Genomic DNA, 15466 nt, shown 5'->3' with positions numbered 1-15466 from the left:
GCCTTTCTTGGTGTCGCATTGTACAGGAACCGGCAAAGAATGAATCAAACAGGCTTCTGGTTGAATTTTTCATCCGCAATTGAACGCTGGGGGAACCGTTTACCCGCCCCGGCAGTGTTGTTTATGGGGTTATGGTTGCTGGTTGTCTTGTTGTCGTCGGTCAGCAGTTGGCTGGGTTGGCAGGCATTACACCCGGTAACCGGTGAGCCGGTGTTACCCAAAGCATTAATCAGTGAAGGTGGCTTGGTTTGGGCGTTGTCATCGGCCGTCAGTAACTTCACCGGATTTGCACCGGTTGGCCCTGTTATTGTCGTAATGCTGGGGCTGGGGATTGCCGAGCGCAGCGGTTTGTTAGCCATTTGGTTGCGACATCTGATGGCCTACCTGCCCGGCGTCGGGCTGACGTTTGGCGTGGTGTTGGTGGGTATCTTATCCAGCCTGGCGTTCGATGCTGGTTATGTTGTCGTGATCCCGTTGAGTGCGGTGTTGTTCCAGCTGGCCGGACGCTCGCCCATCGCGGGTATTGCTGCTTCGTTTGCCGCGGTTTCCGGAGGTTATAGTGCCAATTTTCTGGTTGGGCCTGTGGATGCCATTTTGTCGGGTATCTCGACCGAAAGTGCACAGCTAATTCAGCCGGAAGCCAATGTGTCTTTGTTGGCTAATTATTATTTTATGGCCGCTTCCACGGTGTTTATGTCGCTGATGATTACCCTGGTATTGCACCGGTGGGTCGAGCCAGCACTCAGCCAGACTTTGTCATCATCAGATTCTGATGTTGCGCAGGAAGACGTTCCGCCGTCGCATATCGTCGCCGGAAAATATGCGGCCATTTTAGCGCTTTTGCTGGTGGGTTTAGGCCTGGCCTCTGCAATGGTTGAAGGAGGCTGGTTAGCGGGAGAGGGCGATTTTTTAAAATCACCGTTTATGCGTAACCTCAGTGTTTTAATCGGCTTGTTGTTTGCGTTATGTGGCTGGTTTTATGGCCGTTCGATTGGCCGCTATCCCACCAGTCATGCACTGGTTGAGGATCTTGAAAGCACCATCAAAACTCTGGCGCCTTATTTGGTATTAATGTTTTTTGCGGCGCAGTTTGTCAGTGCCTTTGGCTGGAGTAATCTGGGGCTGTTAGTTGCGATTAAAGGCGCGGGTGTACTGCAGTTGCTAGCCATGCCGGAGCTGGTGACGCTGTTGATGTTAATTGTACTGGTTGGTCTGATTAATTTGTTGGTAGGCAGTGCGTCAGCGAAATGGACATTGTTGGCACCGGTGTTGGTACCGATGTTAATGCTGGCGGGTATTTCGCCTGAACTGACTCAGGTGGCTTACCGTATTGGTGATTCCAGCACCAATATTATTACTCCGCTGATGCCGTATTTTCCGTTGGTGCTGGCGCTGGTGCAGAAGTACCGTGACGATGCTGGTGTTGGTACGGTACTCGCGATGATGATGCCCTTTTCACTCGTGATGTTAATCAGCTGGAGCGTCTTCCTGGGAATTTGGATGCTACTTGGTATTCCTCTGGGGCCATTATGAATGGTCGGGATAATGGCTGAATGGTTCAGCCATTATCCTTCTTTGCGTTCGGCGCATTCGTAATGTGCCGGATTGCTGCGACAACGCAGTTTAAACATCAGCTTCATCATCATGGGGTCGTACACGTTTGCTTCGGTGAGGCCGATGCGAATCTGGCGCATCATTTCTTTGTATTCAACTTCTTTATCCTGTGGTAAATCAATCCAGTAATTCGTCGGAATCTCGGCTTCGGCCAGACGAATATGCTCCAGTGCCAGATCAAATTGCTGATAGGTAAACTCGCGGCTTTTTTGCCCGAAACCCTCCGGAAAACGTTCGTGGCGGATAATCATCTGAAAGTTCATTTGTGCCATTGGAAAACGATAAATACCTCCTTTGCTGCCCAGGCCTTTGTACATTTCAAAAGGCTGATAGGCGACGGCAGGCGCATAAGCAATATCGACATCGCCGTTATTAAATCGTGGTGCAAAGGTCGCGACAGTGGAGGGTACCCGCGTGGCCCCCACATGCTCGACAACATTGACGGATGCCTGATCATAATCCAGCGTTGCGATGCGTTTGCCAGCAGCGGTTTCTACCGAGTTGATGCTCTTATCACGCACAAAAATAAAGACAGCGCCGCCCGGCATAATCGCTGCAACTTCGTAATCGCCTTGTTGCATATAACGCTGAGCTTTGGGTTTACTCAGCATGTTGAGCAATTGTTGCATCTGCTGGTAATCATCTAAGCCGCCCAGCGCTTCGATGCTGGCGGTGAAGCCATTGTAAGGTCGAACCCGGGTTCCAGTGACCCCCATGGCATCACAATGACCAGCTTGAAAGTCGGCAATGACAACGGCTTCATTGGTATAGGCTTTGAGTTGCAGATTTGCACCCCAGTTCAGAGCCTGAGTCTGATAATCCAGCATGGCCGAATAAATCGGGCCACGCGTTCCGACCGGGTCAAAGATACAGAATACCTGCTCTTGAGCTGGGGCGGAGATATTTTCTGTGGAAACGCTGTTAGTCGATATCGAAACGGTGTTAGTCGATGTTGAAACATCAGCAAAGCTGCTAACTGAGAAGAAAAGGGCCGTCAGAAAAAAACAGAGTCGCATCAGATCATCCTTCCTGGAGGGGATTGTTATTATTGGGATTGTTGGTGGTGTTATTTTTTTGAATCGCGATTTTTGTTCAAAGAATGATACGGCAGTGCCAGCCCCATAGCAAAACCGTAAAACCTGTTGTCACAGCGCTCGTGCAGGTAAACTATGAGGCTTTGAATTTACCGGGAACAGATAGATGAATGCTGAGCAGTTTGAAACCTGGGCATTGCGTATTGGCCTGACCTTATTGATCGGCTTTATGGCGTTTATTATTTATGACCTTGGACGACGCTCCAACTCCGGAAAATTTGGTATGTTCGTGCTGTTTTTAGGGTTATTTGTTGGGGTTGCGGGCTTCCTGATCAAAATTGTTCTGGAGCATTTCCTGACAGACGTGATCTGAAGTGGCGAATTTGTTGTTGTGGTAATTCGCGCCAGCGCATTTTGTTGTCTATACCTTCCTTAATCCATATCGATAAAGGAAAGTCTGATGAACAAACCGGCCGATGATTTGCCTTTTGGTAACAGAGCTGATATTGCTTTCACTGCTTTCCGGAAGAAAGCGTTTGAGTCTGCTGATCAGACCATGGAATATCAACAAAGCAAGGATGTGTTATGAGTGCTGTTATTCAACTGGCAAATTATTTACCCAGCGGTGGTGCAATGTTGTTGCCGCCTTCGGTTGTAGGCCTGCATCAGGTTTACCTCAACAACGCTCCGGACTCTTCTTCAGCATCGGGTTTGTTTGGCTATACTCCGCAGATTCAGGAGCTGATTGAAGATGTTATGCCACTGGTCAGCCACATGGCAGAGCGGCATGGTCTTGAAAACCGGCCTATCCAGTTGTTTTATGCCAACCCACGTGAAAGCCTGGTGCATAATACTCAGAAATTATTAAAGCTATTGCAGGCATTGCAAAACACTAACCATATTCTGGTGCCTGTCTCTCCGAATCACAGCATGATCTTTCACACCCTCAGGCAAGTGGTTCCTTGTGCTCAACAGATGCAACTTGAAGAGGTGAGTCTGTTTTATATTGGTGATCAGGCCAATCGCAATCCATTGCAGGCGATCAGTTCAACTTGTGATATGACCTTCTTTTTTCATGCTCAATACTGATATAGGTTAGTGTTCCTGAAGATTACGTTGCTACACTGAAACGCAAAGGTCAGGAGAAGTGATATGCCACAGGAAACCTTAAAGCAGCAACTTAAACAGCTGCACAGTATGTTACAGCAACATCCGGATCTGGATGATGAGAGTCGCCAGTTGTTGCAGTCAATCGCGGCTGATATTGCTAACCAGCCCCATGATGTTCAACCCGAGCCGGGTCTTAACAATCAGGTTCAGCAACAGGCGATTCGTTTCGAACAGGATCACCCGGCGTTGTCGGAAGTGCTGAAGCAAATTCTGGATACGCTGAGTCGTATCGGCGTGTAACTGCTGTTATCTTAATCGATACTTTATTGCTTCAGGAGAATGGACATGCGCCATATGCCAACCCTTGGTGAAATTATGACGGCCTTTCCGGTTCATGTGGACGAGGCGATGCCTTTAGCGAATGCTGCTGAGCTCATGGAGGAACATGACTGCCATCATTTACCCGTGATGTCGGGCCATAAAGTGATTGGTTTGCTCAGTAGTGAAGATATCAAGCTGGCATTACAGCCCGGGCACCAGGCTTCTGAATTAACTGAATTAACCGCCGGCGATATGTGTCACCAGCAAATCAAAGAAGTTGATCTGCACACGCGCCTCGATGTTGTGCTGGAGGGTATGGCGGAGTTAGGGATTAACGCAGTATTGGTGTTAAAGCAGGATCGTCTGGCAGGCATCCTGACCAGTCAGGATGCCTGCCGCGGATTTGCATCCTGGCTGAAAAAGGAATACCTGCCCAATGATGACCCCAGTATTGCCTGACGCTTGTTAGTACGGACACTGCTGTTACGAGCGCTATTGCTGTTGTTGCGAACGGTGGGGTGCTGATTGAGTGCACTTAATTGGTTCGTGATAAAATTATAAATGCTTAAAAATGGCGCATGACAAAGGCGCCATTTTTTATGGCGCTAAATCTGTTTGTTGGGGTAAAAGTTTATTTAATTCAATGGCTTAGGCTTTATTTTTTTGGGTTTTAAGCTGCTTGGTACAGAGTTTGCGAAACGGTTGATAACCGACGCCGCCAGATTCTAAAGGAATTGCTTATGCACTCAGTTGCCGATATCCAGGATTACCGTACTGTTAGCCACAGCGGACACTTTTCAACGGCTTTTCATGCCGATCTGTTTGACTCTCTGGCTTCCATCCTGCAAGAACGCTATCAGGATGAAGACAGCATTCAGCGTATTTTATCGCTGGCATGTGAAAATACCGGCCTGCAAAATATTTCGGTCGCGGTGCCCGACTCTCCAAGCCGTTTTAAGGCCCAATTCTGTTCAACCGGTGTCAGTAACGGCGTCTACAGTTTTGCTGTACAGCACGCATTATGCCGTCAGTTTGAATCCCGCGAATGGCTGGTTATCAAAGATGGCCGTGAGCGGGCTGATGTCTTTGTTCCGGCGCACAGCAAGCTGACAACCCAGGACCGCTGCCTGTTGATGCCTCTGGTATTACGTCAGTCGGTATTGGCCGTGCTGGTGATTGACCTGCGGAATACCAATGGAGCGTCACTGGAGTTATCGCTGTTGAGTTTCCTGGGGGCACAAATAGCTCAGATGTTAGCGACTCAGGTGGTGCCTAACTTTAAAACGCTTTATGCCCGTCCTTATCAACGTGTCACGGGCGACGAATTGAGCGATATTCGTGACGCTATCGAAAAATGTAATGGCAATAAAACCATGGCAGCAAAAGTGCTGGGCCTGACCCCAAGACAGCTACGTTATCGTCTGGCAAAACTATCTGAATAAGGTAGCTGAATGAAGTATCTGAACTAGGCATTTGAATAGCCTTATCTTAATCCTGATCATGACGTTTCATTAAACTGTCATCACCAGCGGGGCAAACTGGTTAAATACTAACCATGAGCCCCGTTATGACTCCCATCCGAATCAGCATTGTTACTGAAACGTACGTCCCTGATGTGAATGGCGTGGCCAATTCTTTGCGCCATTTAATTAGCTCGCTGGACTCAAAGCGCTATCGTGTTCAGATTATTCGTACGACCCCCAAAAAAAACTGGTTACCGGAAGAGGAAGAAATCTGGACGTCCGGAATTACTATTCCTATGTATCCGGATTTGCAAATTGGCTTGCCTGCAAAGAATAAAATTTCATCAGCGTGGCAGCAGTTTCAGCCAGACCTGATCTTTATTGCCACCGAAGGCCCGCTGGGTTATTCCGCTTTAAAAGAGGCACAACGTCGAACGCTGCCCGTGCTGAGTGCCTTTCATACTAATTTTCACCGTTACAGCAGTTATTACGGTTTTGGTTGGATTAAAAACCTCACGCTGAACTGGTTACGGCGTTTTCACAATAAAACACTGGCGACTCTGGTACCGTCACGGGAAAGTGCTGATTTTTTGCGACAGTCTGATTTTCTAAATGTTCATGTTTTACCGCATGGTGTGGATTGTGAATTGTTCCACCCCAAGCGACGCTCAATACAATTACGACAGCAGTGGGGCATCACTCCAGAACAACCCGTGGCTTTGTATGTCGGCCGTATTGCCGCCGAAAAAAATATCCCACAAGTGATCAGCAGTTTTCGTCAATGCCAGCAGCAACATCCGGATTTGCGCCTGGTGATGGTTGGGGATGGGCCGATGCGTGATGAGTTGGAACAACAAAATCCGGATATTGTTTTTGCTGGCGTAAAAACCGGAGAGGCGCTGGCAAGGCATTATGCGTCGTCAGACTGTTTTGTGTTTGCCAGCCTGACAGAGACATTTGGTTTGGTCACGCTGGAAGCCATGGCGAGTGGTTTACCGGTCGTCGCCTATGACTTGGCTGCAGCTTCTCAGTTTATTCGTAACGGAGAAAACGGTTATCTGGCTCCGGGGGAAGACACCGATAACTTTACTCAGGCATTTCAACAGCTGTTAAATCTGGACTTATCCGAAGCAGGCAAGACAGCCCGAACTCATGCCGAGCAGGCAAGTTGGAGCGCTGTTGCAGATTTGTTTGATCATCACGTGAAGCAAGCGCTTTATTGTGAGCCGGTGACAGTGTCGGCAAAGATTCAAACCATGGTATGAGGTTTGCTCTATCTGATAATAGTAAAACTATTATCATGGAGATCGGCCTGTGGAATTTAACCGCCAAAGTATCGCTACTCTGCAAAAAATCAAACGTCTTGCCAAAGAAGAGCAGGGTTGCATTATTCATTATGATTCGCCAACACTGGAGCATGATCTGCGAACGCTGGTGCAAAGTGGTGTCAGCCCGGCTCTATTAGCCCTGATCGAAGATTTTTTGCCTTCTCAGGAGCCTTCTCCGGCATTTACAACTGAGCCCAGGATGTATCGTGGAGCCGCATATGTTGTGGATGATGCTGCCCGGACGGCTAAGCGTACCCAAAAAATTTACCGTGGCCAGGTGGTCATGGCCTGACGTTTTAGTTCCTGATTGATAATTGGGTGTGCAATATGATGGTGCGATTAAAGTATGCACGCCCAATCACTGAACATGGTGTCATCAAACTACTCGTGTTTCTTTTCACCTTTTGTATGATGCTTGTTTGTATGCTCAGCAAGTAATATACCATTCCCTTTGTTTTTGTATGGCCATTTGACTTGTATCAAGCTTGTATCCGGGTCCTTGGTTACGACTAAAATCCCTTGATATGTATCAAGTTCACCTCTGCCGTCGCTGCTAAATTAATTGCATAGCAATTGAGCTGGTGTTTCCACCAGTACACAAAAATACGAGAGAGAGGTGAGCATTATGTTTATGGATGAAGTGGTATTTGCTGGTTTAGCCATTGTAGGGCTGACTTGTGCTTTTTTTGTAGGCTTTTACCTGGCCGTTAAAAATGACATCAAAAAGCACGGCACCGGCGAATAACTAACGCTTTTAAAACCGGGTGCCACGCTCGCAGTCGTGACATCTGAGGTTGTTTCCTTTTCTGCGCTGAGCATCTTGCTCTCTGAGTGAGTACCTTGCCTCTGGGCCTAACCCTTGTGGTTATGGCCCCTTTTTTATCCGCTTTTTATTTTCTCAGAGCTGGTGGCGCGCCAGCAGTAATGGCTGGTTGATGTTCATCGCCTGTAAACGTTGAAGTAATGCCTGTAATGGTTCGCCTTCTTCAACCGGGCCAATCCTGACTTTGTGCAATGTCAGCTGTTGTGAATGCCTCACGGTTGTAACACCCACCTGAGTATCACTGCCTAATTCTGTTTGTAAGCGCTGCTGTAGCTTTTTAGCCGCCGTTGGATCCGACAATGCCCCTACTTGAACCCAGCGTTCGGATTGATTCTTTGGCGGATGAATGACATCGACCTGAACGTTAGCGGTACCTTGCTTGTGGATCCCCAGCTTGACGGCAGCCGCGTATGAAAGGTCGATGATGCGACCCTCGTGAAAAGGCCCGCGGTCGTTCACCCGGACAACCACAGACTGGTTGTTATCCAGGCGGGTAACACGAACGTAGCTGGGTAAAGGCAGTGTTTTATGAGCGGCAGTGAATTGATAAACATCATAGATCTCACCATTGGAGGTCTGATGTCCATGAAATTTCATGCCATACCAGGAAGCAATACCGCGACCGCTGTAGCCGTCTGCACTGTCCATCACCTGATACTCTTTGCCCAACACGGTGTAACGCTTGGGGTTGCCCATCACACTCTTTGCTTCAATTCTGGGAGTTGGTTCTTTTAGTGCCTGAACATCGGCGATTGGTGCGGGCGTAAAATCTTGCGAGTGCTGATAGCGAGAACTGCTGCAACCAGCCAGCAGAGTGCTGGCTGCGAGAAGAACAGCGGAAAGAGAAACAACGATATGGCGCATTTTATTTCGCCAGTTCTTCGCTAAGCTGGTAAACCGCCATGGCATACATACGGCTGTGATTGTAACGGGTGATCACATAGAAGTTGTATTCCCCCAGCCAGAACTCCGCTCCGTTTTTACCTTCTAAACGCATCAGGGTGGCGGCTTTGTCGTCAGCAATCGCTTCGGTTGGTGTAACCCCCAGTGCTTTTAACTCACCGGCGGTCCACTTAGGTTTACGACGATCGTTAACGACTGGCTGATATTGATCACCAGTGACACGCACACGTTGAGTGACGGGTTCGCCATCACGCCAGCCGTGACGTTTAAAGTAGTTGGCGACGCTATGAATGGCATCCGCCGGATTGTTCCACAGGTCACGTTTGCCATCGCCATCACCATCAACGGCATAACTCAGATAACTGGTAGGAATAAACTGACCATATCCCATTGCACCAGCATAGGAACCTTTGATCACCGCCGGGTCCAGTTGCTCTTTTTCGGCTAGCGCAAAGAAGGCTTTTAATTCACGCCAGAACAATGGACGTTTGGGGTAATCAAAGGCCAGAGTGGATAACGAGTCTAGCACCCGGTAGCGGCCCTGGCGTTTGCCATAAAAGGTTTCAACACCAATGATTGCCGCAATAATTTCTTTTTTAACGCCGTATTTCTGTTCGGCTTCGGTCAGCAGATCATCGTATTGTTTCAGGAAGGCTTTACCCTGCTCAATACGTTTTGTGGTGAGGAAAATTTGTCGATACTCATGCCACTCTTTGCTTTTTTCTGCAGGGCGTTGAATGGCTTCTAATACGGAATCCAGTTTCTTTGATTGGGATAACCATTTTTTCGCTTCACTGGCTGGAATCTGATATTCCGCTTCCAGTTCTTTACTGAATTCTTCAAAGCGAGGGTGCTGGTCATAGGCTGCAAAAGCAGACGCGCCTGACAGGCTCCATAAGGTCAAAATACCTGAGGCAACTCCAGCTAAGCGTGATAAACGCATCATAAAAAATCTGTCCTTATTTTTTGCTGTGGGTATTCATCGACATCAGAATACCGAAGGCGGCTAATAAACTGACAACCGATGTGCCGCCATAACTAATCAATGGCAAGGGTACGCCGACCACTGGCAAGATGCCACTGACCATACCAATATTTACGAACACATAAATAAAAAATGTGACCGCTAAACTACCTGACAACAAACGGCCGAATAAGGTTTCACAGCGTACGGATAAAATCAGGCAACGTAAGATAATCAGAAAATACAGTGTCAGCAGCGCCAACACGCCAATAAGCCCGAGTTCTTCCGCCAGCACGGCAATAATAAAGTCAGTATGGCTCTCCGGCAGGAACTCCAGCTGCGACTGGGTGCCCTGCATAAACCCTTTGCCTTCAATGCCACCAGAACCAATGGCGGTTTTCGATTGAATGATGTTCCAGCCAGAACCGAGTGGGTCGCTCTCCGGGTTCAGAAAGGTTAAGACCCGCTGTTTCTGGTATTCGCGCATCACAAAAAACCACATCAGTGGTGCACAGGCGGCAACCAGGCCAACCATCGAAAAAATCAGCCACCACGGCATACCAGCAAAAAACAGCACCAATAACCCGGACGTACTGACCAGAATGGAAGTGCCTAAATCCGGCTGTTTCAGAATCAGCACGGTGGGTATGGCAACGATTGCCAGCGCTTTGACCAGATCAAAAAACTTAGGAGGTACCGGGCGCTTGGCCATGTACCAGGCAACCGTTAATGGCAGGGCAAGTTTTACCAGCTCAGACGGCTGAAAACGCGGTAATCCAGGCAGGTCGAGCCAGCGTTGTGCGCCCTTGGCACCAACGCCTGCAACCAATACACCGATTAAGGCAATCAGGCCCGCGGCGTAACCCCAGGGGGCCAGACGTTGATACATTCTTGGAGGAATTTGTGCCGCAATAAACAGGGCAACAAAACCAATACCATAATGAATGGCCTGACGCTTGACCATGTGCCAGTCCTGGCCGCTGGCGCTGTACAATAGCAGCAGTCCACTTCCCGTCAGTACCAGCAATAGAAGCAATAAAATCAGGTCAACGTGAATGCTGGCAAACCAGGCGCGGCTGCGGTCAAAGCCGTGCTGGCTGGTTGTTTCAGACATGGTGCGGGAAAAGTCAGTGCCAGCCATCAGCCTTCAGCGCCTCCCAGATATTCGTTGATGATGCTTTGTGCAATTGGCGCGGCAGTTTTACCGGCGGATTCACCATTTTCAACCACCACCGCGACAGCAATAGCAGGCTGTTCGATGGGGGCAAACGCGATAAATAAGGCGTGATCCCGCAAACGCTCTTTTAATGCTTCTGAGTCATACTCTTCATCCTGTTTAATACCAACCACCTGGGCGGTACCGGTTTTACCAGCAATGGGGTATTTCAGATTGGCTAATAAACGCCGTGCGGTGCCATGCGTGCCAGTGATTACCTTTTGCATGGCGGTAAACATTTTGTCCCAGTCTTGCGGGTTTTTCAGCTGAATATCCGGCGTGTCCGGGTGTGGAATCTGATCCAGTGTGTCGTTGTGAGCATAAATCAACCGCGGGGTGACCCACTTGCCACGGTTGGCCAGCACGGAGGTTGCTGTCGCCAGCTGGATTGGAGTGGCCAGCATATAACCCTGGCCAATGCCGAGGTTAACGGTATCGCCAGCGTACCAAAAGGTTTTGGCGCGTTTTTGTTTCCAGTCCCGGCTGGGCAAAATACCGCGCAGGGCATTGTTCACGTCTAGAGTGGCGTTGTTACCGAAGCCAAACTGCCCCAGAAACGGTGAGATAGCATCAACACCGGTGCGTACCGCAATTTCATAAAAGTAGGTGTCGCACGACTCCACAATGGCGTCCTGCATATCTACCATGCCATGGCCTTTACGTTTCCAGTCGCGATAAACACGCTCATCATTGGGCAATTGATACCAGCCGGGGTCGTCGATTTCTTCGCTCCAGTTGGTGGTGCCAGCGTCCAGCATGGCTAACCCTAAAAAGGGTTTTAACGTTGAGGCCGGTGGGTATTGGCCTCGACGAGTGCGGTCAAATAGCGGCAGATCTGGATTGTCACGTAATGCAGAATAATCTTTGTGCGAAATGCCGGTGACAAATAAATTCGGGTCAAAGCTGGGGTTGCTGTACAAACTGAGGATACCGCCACTGGCGACTTCGATCGCGACTAATGCACCGCGCCGCCCCTGGAGTTCTTGTTCAGCCAGTTTTTGCAGGCGGGTATCCAGGTGCAGGGTGATGTCATCACCGGGAACCGGGTCGGTTTGTTCAATAACCCGCAGGATACGTCCCCGGGCGTTGGTTTCTACCTTTTGATAACCAACCTGGCCGTGAAGGTCTTGTTCGTACTGTTTTTCTACCCCTAATTTACCGATAAAACGGGTGGCACTGTACTGGCGTTTTTTATCCGGGTCGGCATCCAGTTTTTTCTGTTCTTTCTGGTTGATACGAGCAACATAGCCCAGCACATGGGCAAAGGACTTACCCTGTGGATAATGGCGTACCAGCTGGGCTTCGACATCGACCCCTGGCAGGTAAGCGCGATTGACCAGTACCTGGGCAATTTCTTCTTCGCTGAGGCGATGACGTAGCACTACAGGTTCAAACGGGCGACGACGGAATTTCCGGCGTTTTTCAAATTGCTCAAGATGACGATCTGACACGCCAATCAGCTGGTTGAGGAAATCGAGTGTCTGCTCCATATCCGTGACCCGCTCAGGCACTAAGGTCAGGCTGTAGCTGGGGATGTTCTCAGCCAGTAAAACGCCATTACGGTCGTAAATTAAGCCCCGGTTCGGAGTAATTGGGCGTAATTGAATGCGGTTGTTTTCAGACAGGTCGCGGTATTTTTCATGCAGATCAATTTGCAGATAGGCCATGCGCCAGGCCAGCACACACAGCATGATCAGAATAATCAGTCCGAGTACGATGGCGCGGGAGCGGAATAATGATCTTTCCGCTGATTTATCCCTGAACGACTGCTCCCACATGCTTGACCTGGCCTATTTGTGATAAGGGTGGCCCTGAAGAATACTCCAGGCACGGTAAAGTTGTTCGGCCATTAATACGCGTACCAATGGGTGGGGCAAGGTGAGGTTTGATAGTGACCAGCGTTGCTTCGCCAGTGCTAACACGTCAGCCGTCATGCCATCCGGGCCGCCAATCAGCAAGGCGACATCGCCCCCTTGCATGCGCCAGTCACTCAGGTTACTGGCCAGCTGTTCCGTGCTCCAGGGTTTGCCTTTGACGTCCAGTGCAACCACGTGATCCTGAGGACGAATGGCTTTTTTCAGCGCCTCGGCCTCTTGTTGCATGGCTTTCTCTTTGGAGGTGTTTTTGGCACGGTGGCCGGGTGATATTTCTACCAGTTCGAGCGCACAATCATTGGGTAAACGTTTGGCGTATTCCTGATAGCCCTGCTCAACCCAGGCAGGCATCTTAGTGCCTACCGCCAGCAATCTTAGCTTCATGTGTTATTCGTTATCTTCTTCTGGCTCACCGCTATCTTCGGGTTCTCCCCAAAGGCGCTCCAGATCGTAGAAGTGGCGTGCCTGATCGGTCATAACGTGGACAACCACGTCACCTAAATCGATCAGAACCCAGTCAGAAGCGGCACGGCCTTCGGTACCATTCGGGCGCAGGCCAGCATGTTTGGATTTTTCTTCGACGTTACCGGCTACTGCCGCGACATGGCGGTTGGAGGTGCCGGTTGCGATGATCATCCAGTCGGTGACGGAGGTGCGGCCACGAACATCCAGTTCAGTGATGTTTTGGGCTTTCATGTCGTCCAGTGCATCCACCACCAGCGATTTAATTTGATCTGTTTGCATTGTTTATATGTCAGGCTCTATCGATAGAGTTGTTGTTGATTAAGAAAATCCAGTACCGCGTCCGGCACCAGAAAGTGAATATTGTGACCCTGCTTGATGGCGCGGCGCAAGTAAGAGGCCGATATATCAAGTTCCGGCAGGGGTTGCAGGCAAATCGTGCCGGATTCAGAGTCTAGCAACTGGCTGATGGAACGCTGCCGCAACTCCAGCTGTTGTTCCTGCCAGTGACTGGTGTTTTGCTCCGTTTCCACATCGGATGTGTCAGGGGGGCGGCTAACCACCAATAAGTTAGCTTGCTCTAATAATTCCAGTGGCTGATGCCAGTGTTCAAAGCCTTGCCAGGCATCTTGTCCCATCACCCAGGTAAAACTGACTCCGGGGTACTGTGCTTTCAGGGCGGCAACCGTAATGGCACTATAGCTGTAAGCATCGCGCAGCAGTTCAATATCGCAGGCTTCGACCCCATCCAGTTCACGACACGCCAACGACAGCATCTGTAAACGCTGCTCACCATTGGCTTGAGGTTGTGGCCGGTGTGGCGGAATACGGTTAGGAATCAGCAGAACTTTATCAAACCCTAAGTCGCGCAGCTGTGCAGCAATGCGTAAATGACCAATATGAATCGGGTCAAAGGTGCCGCCGAGCAATGCCCAACGGCCGGTGGCATCAGAGATTGGAACCGTTTCTGCGTTGGTAACAGACATTAACTGCGTACTTCACCGTTACCGAGTACAACGTATTTTTGTGACGTCAGGCCGTCGAGCCCAACCGGACCACGCGCATGAATTTTATCGGTAGAGATACCAATTTCCGCGCCTAAGCCATATTCAAAGCCATCGGCAAAACGGGTCGAGGCATTAATCATCACCGAGCTGGAGTCGACTTCGGTCAGGAAGCGACGCGCCAGGGTGTAGTTTTCACTGATAATGCTATCGGTGTGGTGAGAGCCATAGTGGTTGATGTGTTCAATCGCCTGGTCCATATCGTCGACCAGTTTGATCGATAAAATCGGGGCCAGGTATTCGGTATGCCAGTCTTCTTCTGTGGCTTCAACGGCGTCCGCCAGAATGGCGCGTGTCGCTGCACAACCACGCAGTTCAACACCAATTTCACCATAAGCACTGGCCAGTTCCGGTAACACCTCAGCAGCCACGGCAGTGTGTACCAGCAGGGTTTCCATGGTGTTGCAGGTGCCATAACGATGGGTCTTGGCATTAATCGCAATATTAATGGCTTTGGTTTTGTCAGCAAACTGATCGATGTAAACATGGCAGATGCCGTCGAGGTGTTTAATCACGGTGACTTTGGCGTCGCGGCTGATACGTTCAATCAGGCCTTTGCCGCCCCGCGGCACAATCACATCGACGTATTCTGGCATGGTGATTAATTCACCTACGGCGGCACGGTCGGTGGTTTCAACCACTTGTACGGTTTCTGCCGGCAGACCCGCTGCGGCTAAGCCTTTAGCAATACATTTCGCCAATGCCTGGTTGGCTTCGATTGCTTCAGAACCACCACGCAGGATGGCGGCGTTGCCTGATTTTAAACACAAGCTGGCGGCTTCAATGGTAACGTTCGGGCGGCTTTCATAGATGATGCCAATCACGCCAAGAGGCACGCGCATTTTACCCACCTGAATGCCGGTTGGTCGGTATTTCAGATCAGTGATTTCACCCACTGGGTCAGCCAATGCGGCGACCTGACGCAGACCTTCAATCATGGTGTCGATGGTGGCATCGGTCAGTTGCAGACGATCCAGCAGAGCAGCCTCAAGGCCGTTTTCTTCACCGCGTTTCATATCACGCTGATTGGCGGTTTTCAGCGCTTCACGTTCGTCACTGATGGCATCGGCAATGGCCAGCAGTGCAGCATTTTTGTTTTGGGTCGATGCGCGGGCAATGGCACGAGATGCCTTGCGGGCATTCTCACCCAGAGATTTCATATATTCGGTTACATCCATCGATCACACCGCTTGGCAGACTGTTTCAAAAAAGGCGCAGTATATACTAACTGGTGCTTGTACTACACTTACTGCGGTTGCACGACGACGGGCGTCGGGCGGTTATTTTCAC

Annotated in this window: 19 protein-coding genes; 10 read left to right on the top strand and 9 right to left on the bottom strand. The window is 49.8% G+C overall.

Annotation, left to right across the window (positions count from 1 at the left end; translation table 11 throughout):
- Positions 1 to 39 precede the first annotated feature (39 nt).
- Positions 40 to 1533, top strand: a complete 1494-nt coding sequence (locus tag KFF03_RS15110) for an AbgT family transporter (RefSeq protein WP_255857746.1) — start codon at positions 40 to 42, stop codon at positions 1531 to 1533.
- A gap of 32 nt (positions 1534 to 1565) precedes the next feature.
- Here the strand turns inward: KFF03_RS15110 and KFF03_RS15105 are convergent, their stop codons facing one another.
- A complete protein-coding gene (locus tag KFF03_RS15105) occupies positions 1566 to 2630 on the bottom strand; it encodes a putative solute-binding protein (protein ID WP_255857745.1) in 1065 nt (354 codons plus the stop codon).
- A gap of 184 nt (positions 2631 to 2814) precedes the next feature.
- Here KFF03_RS15105 and KFF03_RS15100 point away from each other — a divergent pair, with 184 nt between their 5' ends.
- The 9 genes from KFF03_RS15100 (at position 2815) to ccoM (ending at position 7615) form a co-directional block, all read left to right on the top strand.
- Positions 2815 to 3021: a DUF2788 domain-containing protein gene (locus KFF03_RS15100; RefSeq protein WP_255857744.1), complete on the top strand. Its 207-nt coding sequence runs from the start codon at positions 2815 to 2817 to the stop codon at positions 3019 to 3021.
- 87 nt (positions 3022 to 3108) lie between these two features.
- A complete protein-coding gene (locus KFF03_RS15095) occupies positions 3109 to 3237 on the top strand; it encodes a hypothetical protein (RefSeq protein ID WP_255857743.1) in 129 nt (42 codons plus the stop codon).
- Entirely contained in the window at positions 3234 to 3737 is a 504-nt protein-coding gene (locus KFF03_RS15090; protein ID WP_255857742.1) for a hypothetical protein, read from the top strand. Before KFF03_RS15095 ends, KFF03_RS15090 begins: the two co-directional genes overlap by 4 nt.
- Positions 3738 to 3800: 63 nt before the next feature.
- Positions 3801 to 4058, top strand: coding sequence for a DUF4404 family protein (locus KFF03_RS15085; protein ID WP_255857741.1), 258 nt, complete (start codon positions 3801 to 3803; stop codon positions 4056 to 4058).
- Between the two features lie 45 nt (positions 4059 to 4103).
- Positions 4104 to 4538 (top strand): CBS domain-containing protein, encoded by a 435-nt coding sequence (locus tag KFF03_RS15080; RefSeq protein WP_255857740.1) that lies wholly within the window; start codon positions 4104 to 4106, stop codon positions 4536 to 4538.
- 281 nt (positions 4539 to 4819) lie between these two features.
- Positions 4820 to 5521 (top strand): helix-turn-helix domain-containing protein, encoded by a 702-nt coding sequence (locus KFF03_RS15075; RefSeq protein ID WP_255857739.1) that lies wholly within the window; start codon positions 4820 to 4822, stop codon positions 5519 to 5521.
- 125 nt (positions 5522 to 5646) lie between these two features.
- Positions 5647 to 6807 (top strand): glycosyltransferase family 1 protein, encoded by a 1161-nt coding sequence (locus KFF03_RS15070; protein WP_255857738.1) that lies wholly within the window; start codon positions 5647 to 5649, stop codon positions 6805 to 6807.
- Between the two features lie 49 nt (positions 6808 to 6856).
- Positions 6857 to 7162, top strand: coding sequence for a hypothetical protein (locus tag KFF03_RS15065; protein ID WP_255857737.1), 306 nt, complete (start codon positions 6857 to 6859; stop codon positions 7160 to 7162).
- A 333-nt stretch (positions 7163 to 7495) separates the two neighbouring features.
- Positions 7496 to 7615 (top strand): cytochrome c oxidase subunit CcoM, encoded by a 120-nt coding sequence (gene ccoM, locus KFF03_RS15060; protein ID WP_304941535.1) that lies wholly within the window; start codon positions 7496 to 7498, stop codon positions 7613 to 7615.
- Between the two features lie 153 nt (positions 7616 to 7768).
- Here the strand turns inward: ccoM and KFF03_RS15055 are convergent, their stop codons facing one another.
- From KFF03_RS15055 to KFF03_RS15020, 8 genes are read right to left on the bottom strand one after another with little or no spacing between them, the layout of a single operon-like run.
- Positions 7769 to 8557: a septal ring lytic transglycosylase RlpA family protein gene (locus KFF03_RS15055; RefSeq protein WP_304941508.1), complete on the bottom strand. Its 789-nt coding sequence runs from the start codon at positions 8555 to 8557 to the stop codon at positions 7769 to 7771.
- 1 nt (position 8558) lies between these two features.
- Complete coding sequence (mltB, locus tag KFF03_RS15050) at positions 8559 to 9542, bottom strand: lytic murein transglycosylase B (protein ID WP_255857735.1); 984 nt, start codon at positions 9540 to 9542, stop codon at positions 8559 to 8561.
- A 13-nt stretch (positions 9543 to 9555) separates the two neighbouring features.
- A complete protein-coding gene (gene rodA / locus KFF03_RS15045; protein ID WP_255857734.1) occupies positions 9556 to 10701 on the bottom strand; it encodes a rod shape-determining protein RodA in 1146 nt (381 codons plus the stop codon).
- Positions 10701 to 12554: a penicillin-binding protein 2 gene (gene mrdA / locus KFF03_RS15040; RefSeq protein ID WP_255857733.1), complete on the bottom strand. Its 1854-nt coding sequence runs from the start codon at positions 12552 to 12554 to the stop codon at positions 10701 to 10703. Before mrdA ends, rodA begins: the two co-directional genes overlap by 1 nt.
- 12 nt (positions 12555 to 12566) lie before the next feature.
- Positions 12567 to 13034, bottom strand: coding sequence for a 23S rRNA (pseudouridine(1915)-N(3))-methyltransferase RlmH (gene rlmH, locus KFF03_RS15035; protein WP_255857732.1), 468 nt, complete (start codon positions 13032 to 13034; stop codon positions 12567 to 12569).
- Positions 13035 to 13037: 3 nt separating this feature from the next.
- Positions 13038 to 13394, bottom strand: a complete 357-nt coding sequence (gene rsfS, locus KFF03_RS15030; protein ID WP_255857731.1) for a ribosome silencing factor — start codon at positions 13392 to 13394, stop codon at positions 13038 to 13040.
- A 17-nt stretch (positions 13395 to 13411) separates the two neighbouring features.
- Entirely contained in the window at positions 13412 to 14098 is a 687-nt protein-coding gene (nadD, locus tag KFF03_RS15025; RefSeq protein WP_255857730.1) for a nicotinate-nucleotide adenylyltransferase, read from the bottom strand.
- The gene (locus KFF03_RS15020) at positions 14098 to 15354 is read right to left on the bottom strand and encodes a glutamate-5-semialdehyde dehydrogenase (protein WP_255857729.1); all 1257 of its coding nucleotides are present in this window, start codon (positions 15352 to 15354) and stop codon (positions 14098 to 14100) included. Before KFF03_RS15020 ends, nadD begins: the two co-directional genes overlap by 1 nt.
- Between the last annotated feature and the right edge of the window lie 112 nt (positions 15355 to 15466).

The sequence above is a fragment of the Bacterioplanoides sp. SCSIO 12839 genome, from assembly GCF_024397975.1.
Taxonomy (GTDB): Bacteria; Pseudomonadota; Gammaproteobacteria; order Pseudomonadales; family Oceanobacteraceae; genus Bacterioplanoides.
The sequence above is the reverse complement of the archived record's forward strand: the minus strand, read 5'-3'. Positions and strand labels throughout refer to the sequence as shown.

Bases quoted from the DNA above. Each gene is read 5' to 3' on its own strand.
- mrdA (WP_255857733.1), bottom strand. From the start codon at position 12,554: ATGTGGGAGCAGTCGTTCAGGGATAAATCAGCGGAAAGATCATTATTC.
- KFF03_RS15100 (WP_255857744.1), top strand. From the start codon at position 2,815: ATGAATGCTGAGCAGTTTGAAACCTGGGCATTGCGTATTGGCCTGACC.
- KFF03_RS15080 (WP_255857740.1), top strand. From the start codon at position 4,104: ATGCGCCATATGCCAACCCTTGGTGAAATTATGACGGCCTTTCCGGTT.
- rsfS (WP_255857731.1), bottom strand. From the start codon at position 13,394: ATGCAAACAGATCAAATTAAATCGCTGGTGGTGGATGCACTGGACGAC.
- ccoM (WP_304941535.1), top strand. From the start codon at position 7,496: ATGTTTATGGATGAAGTGGTATTTGCTGGTTTAGCCATTGTAGGGCTG.
- rlmH (WP_255857732.1), bottom strand. From the start codon at position 13,034: ATGAAGCTAAGATTGCTGGCGGTAGGCACTAAGATGCCTGCCTGGGTT.
- mltB (WP_255857735.1), bottom strand. From the start codon at position 9,542: ATGATGCGTTTATCACGCTTAGCTGGAGTTGCCTCAGGTATTTTGACC.
- KFF03_RS15085 (WP_255857741.1), top strand. From the start codon at position 3,801: ATGCCACAGGAAACCTTAAAGCAGCAACTTAAACAGCTGCACAGTATG.
- rodA (WP_255857734.1), bottom strand. From the start codon at position 10,701: ATGGCTGGCACTGACTTTTCCCGCACCATGTCTGAAACAACCAGCCAG.
- KFF03_RS15075 (WP_255857739.1), top strand. From the start codon at position 4,820: ATGCACTCAGTTGCCGATATCCAGGATTACCGTACTGTTAGCCACAGC.
- KFF03_RS15110 (WP_255857746.1), top strand. From the start codon at position 40: ATGAATCAAACAGGCTTCTGGTTGAATTTTTCATCCGCAATTGAACGC.
- KFF03_RS15055 (WP_304941508.1), bottom strand. From the start codon at position 8,557: ATGCGCCATATCGTTGTTTCTCTTTCCGCTGTTCTTCTCGCAGCCAGC.
- KFF03_RS15020 (WP_255857729.1), bottom strand. From the start codon at position 15,354: ATGGATGTAACCGAATATATGAAATCTCTGGGTGAGAATGCCCGCAAG.
- KFF03_RS15095 (WP_255857743.1), top strand. From the start codon at position 3,109: ATGAACAAACCGGCCGATGATTTGCCTTTTGGTAACAGAGCTGATATT.
- nadD (WP_255857730.1), bottom strand. From the start codon at position 14,098: ATGTCTGTTACCAACGCAGAAACGGTTCCAATCTCTGATGCCACCGGC.
- KFF03_RS15070 (WP_255857738.1), top strand. From the start codon at position 5,647: ATGACTCCCATCCGAATCAGCATTGTTACTGAAACGTACGTCCCTGAT.
- KFF03_RS15090 (WP_255857742.1), top strand. From the start codon at position 3,234: ATGAGTGCTGTTATTCAACTGGCAAATTATTTACCCAGCGGTGGTGCA.
- KFF03_RS15105 (WP_255857745.1), bottom strand. From the start codon at position 2,630: ATGCGACTCTGTTTTTTTCTGACGGCCCTTTTCTTCTCAGTTAGCAGC.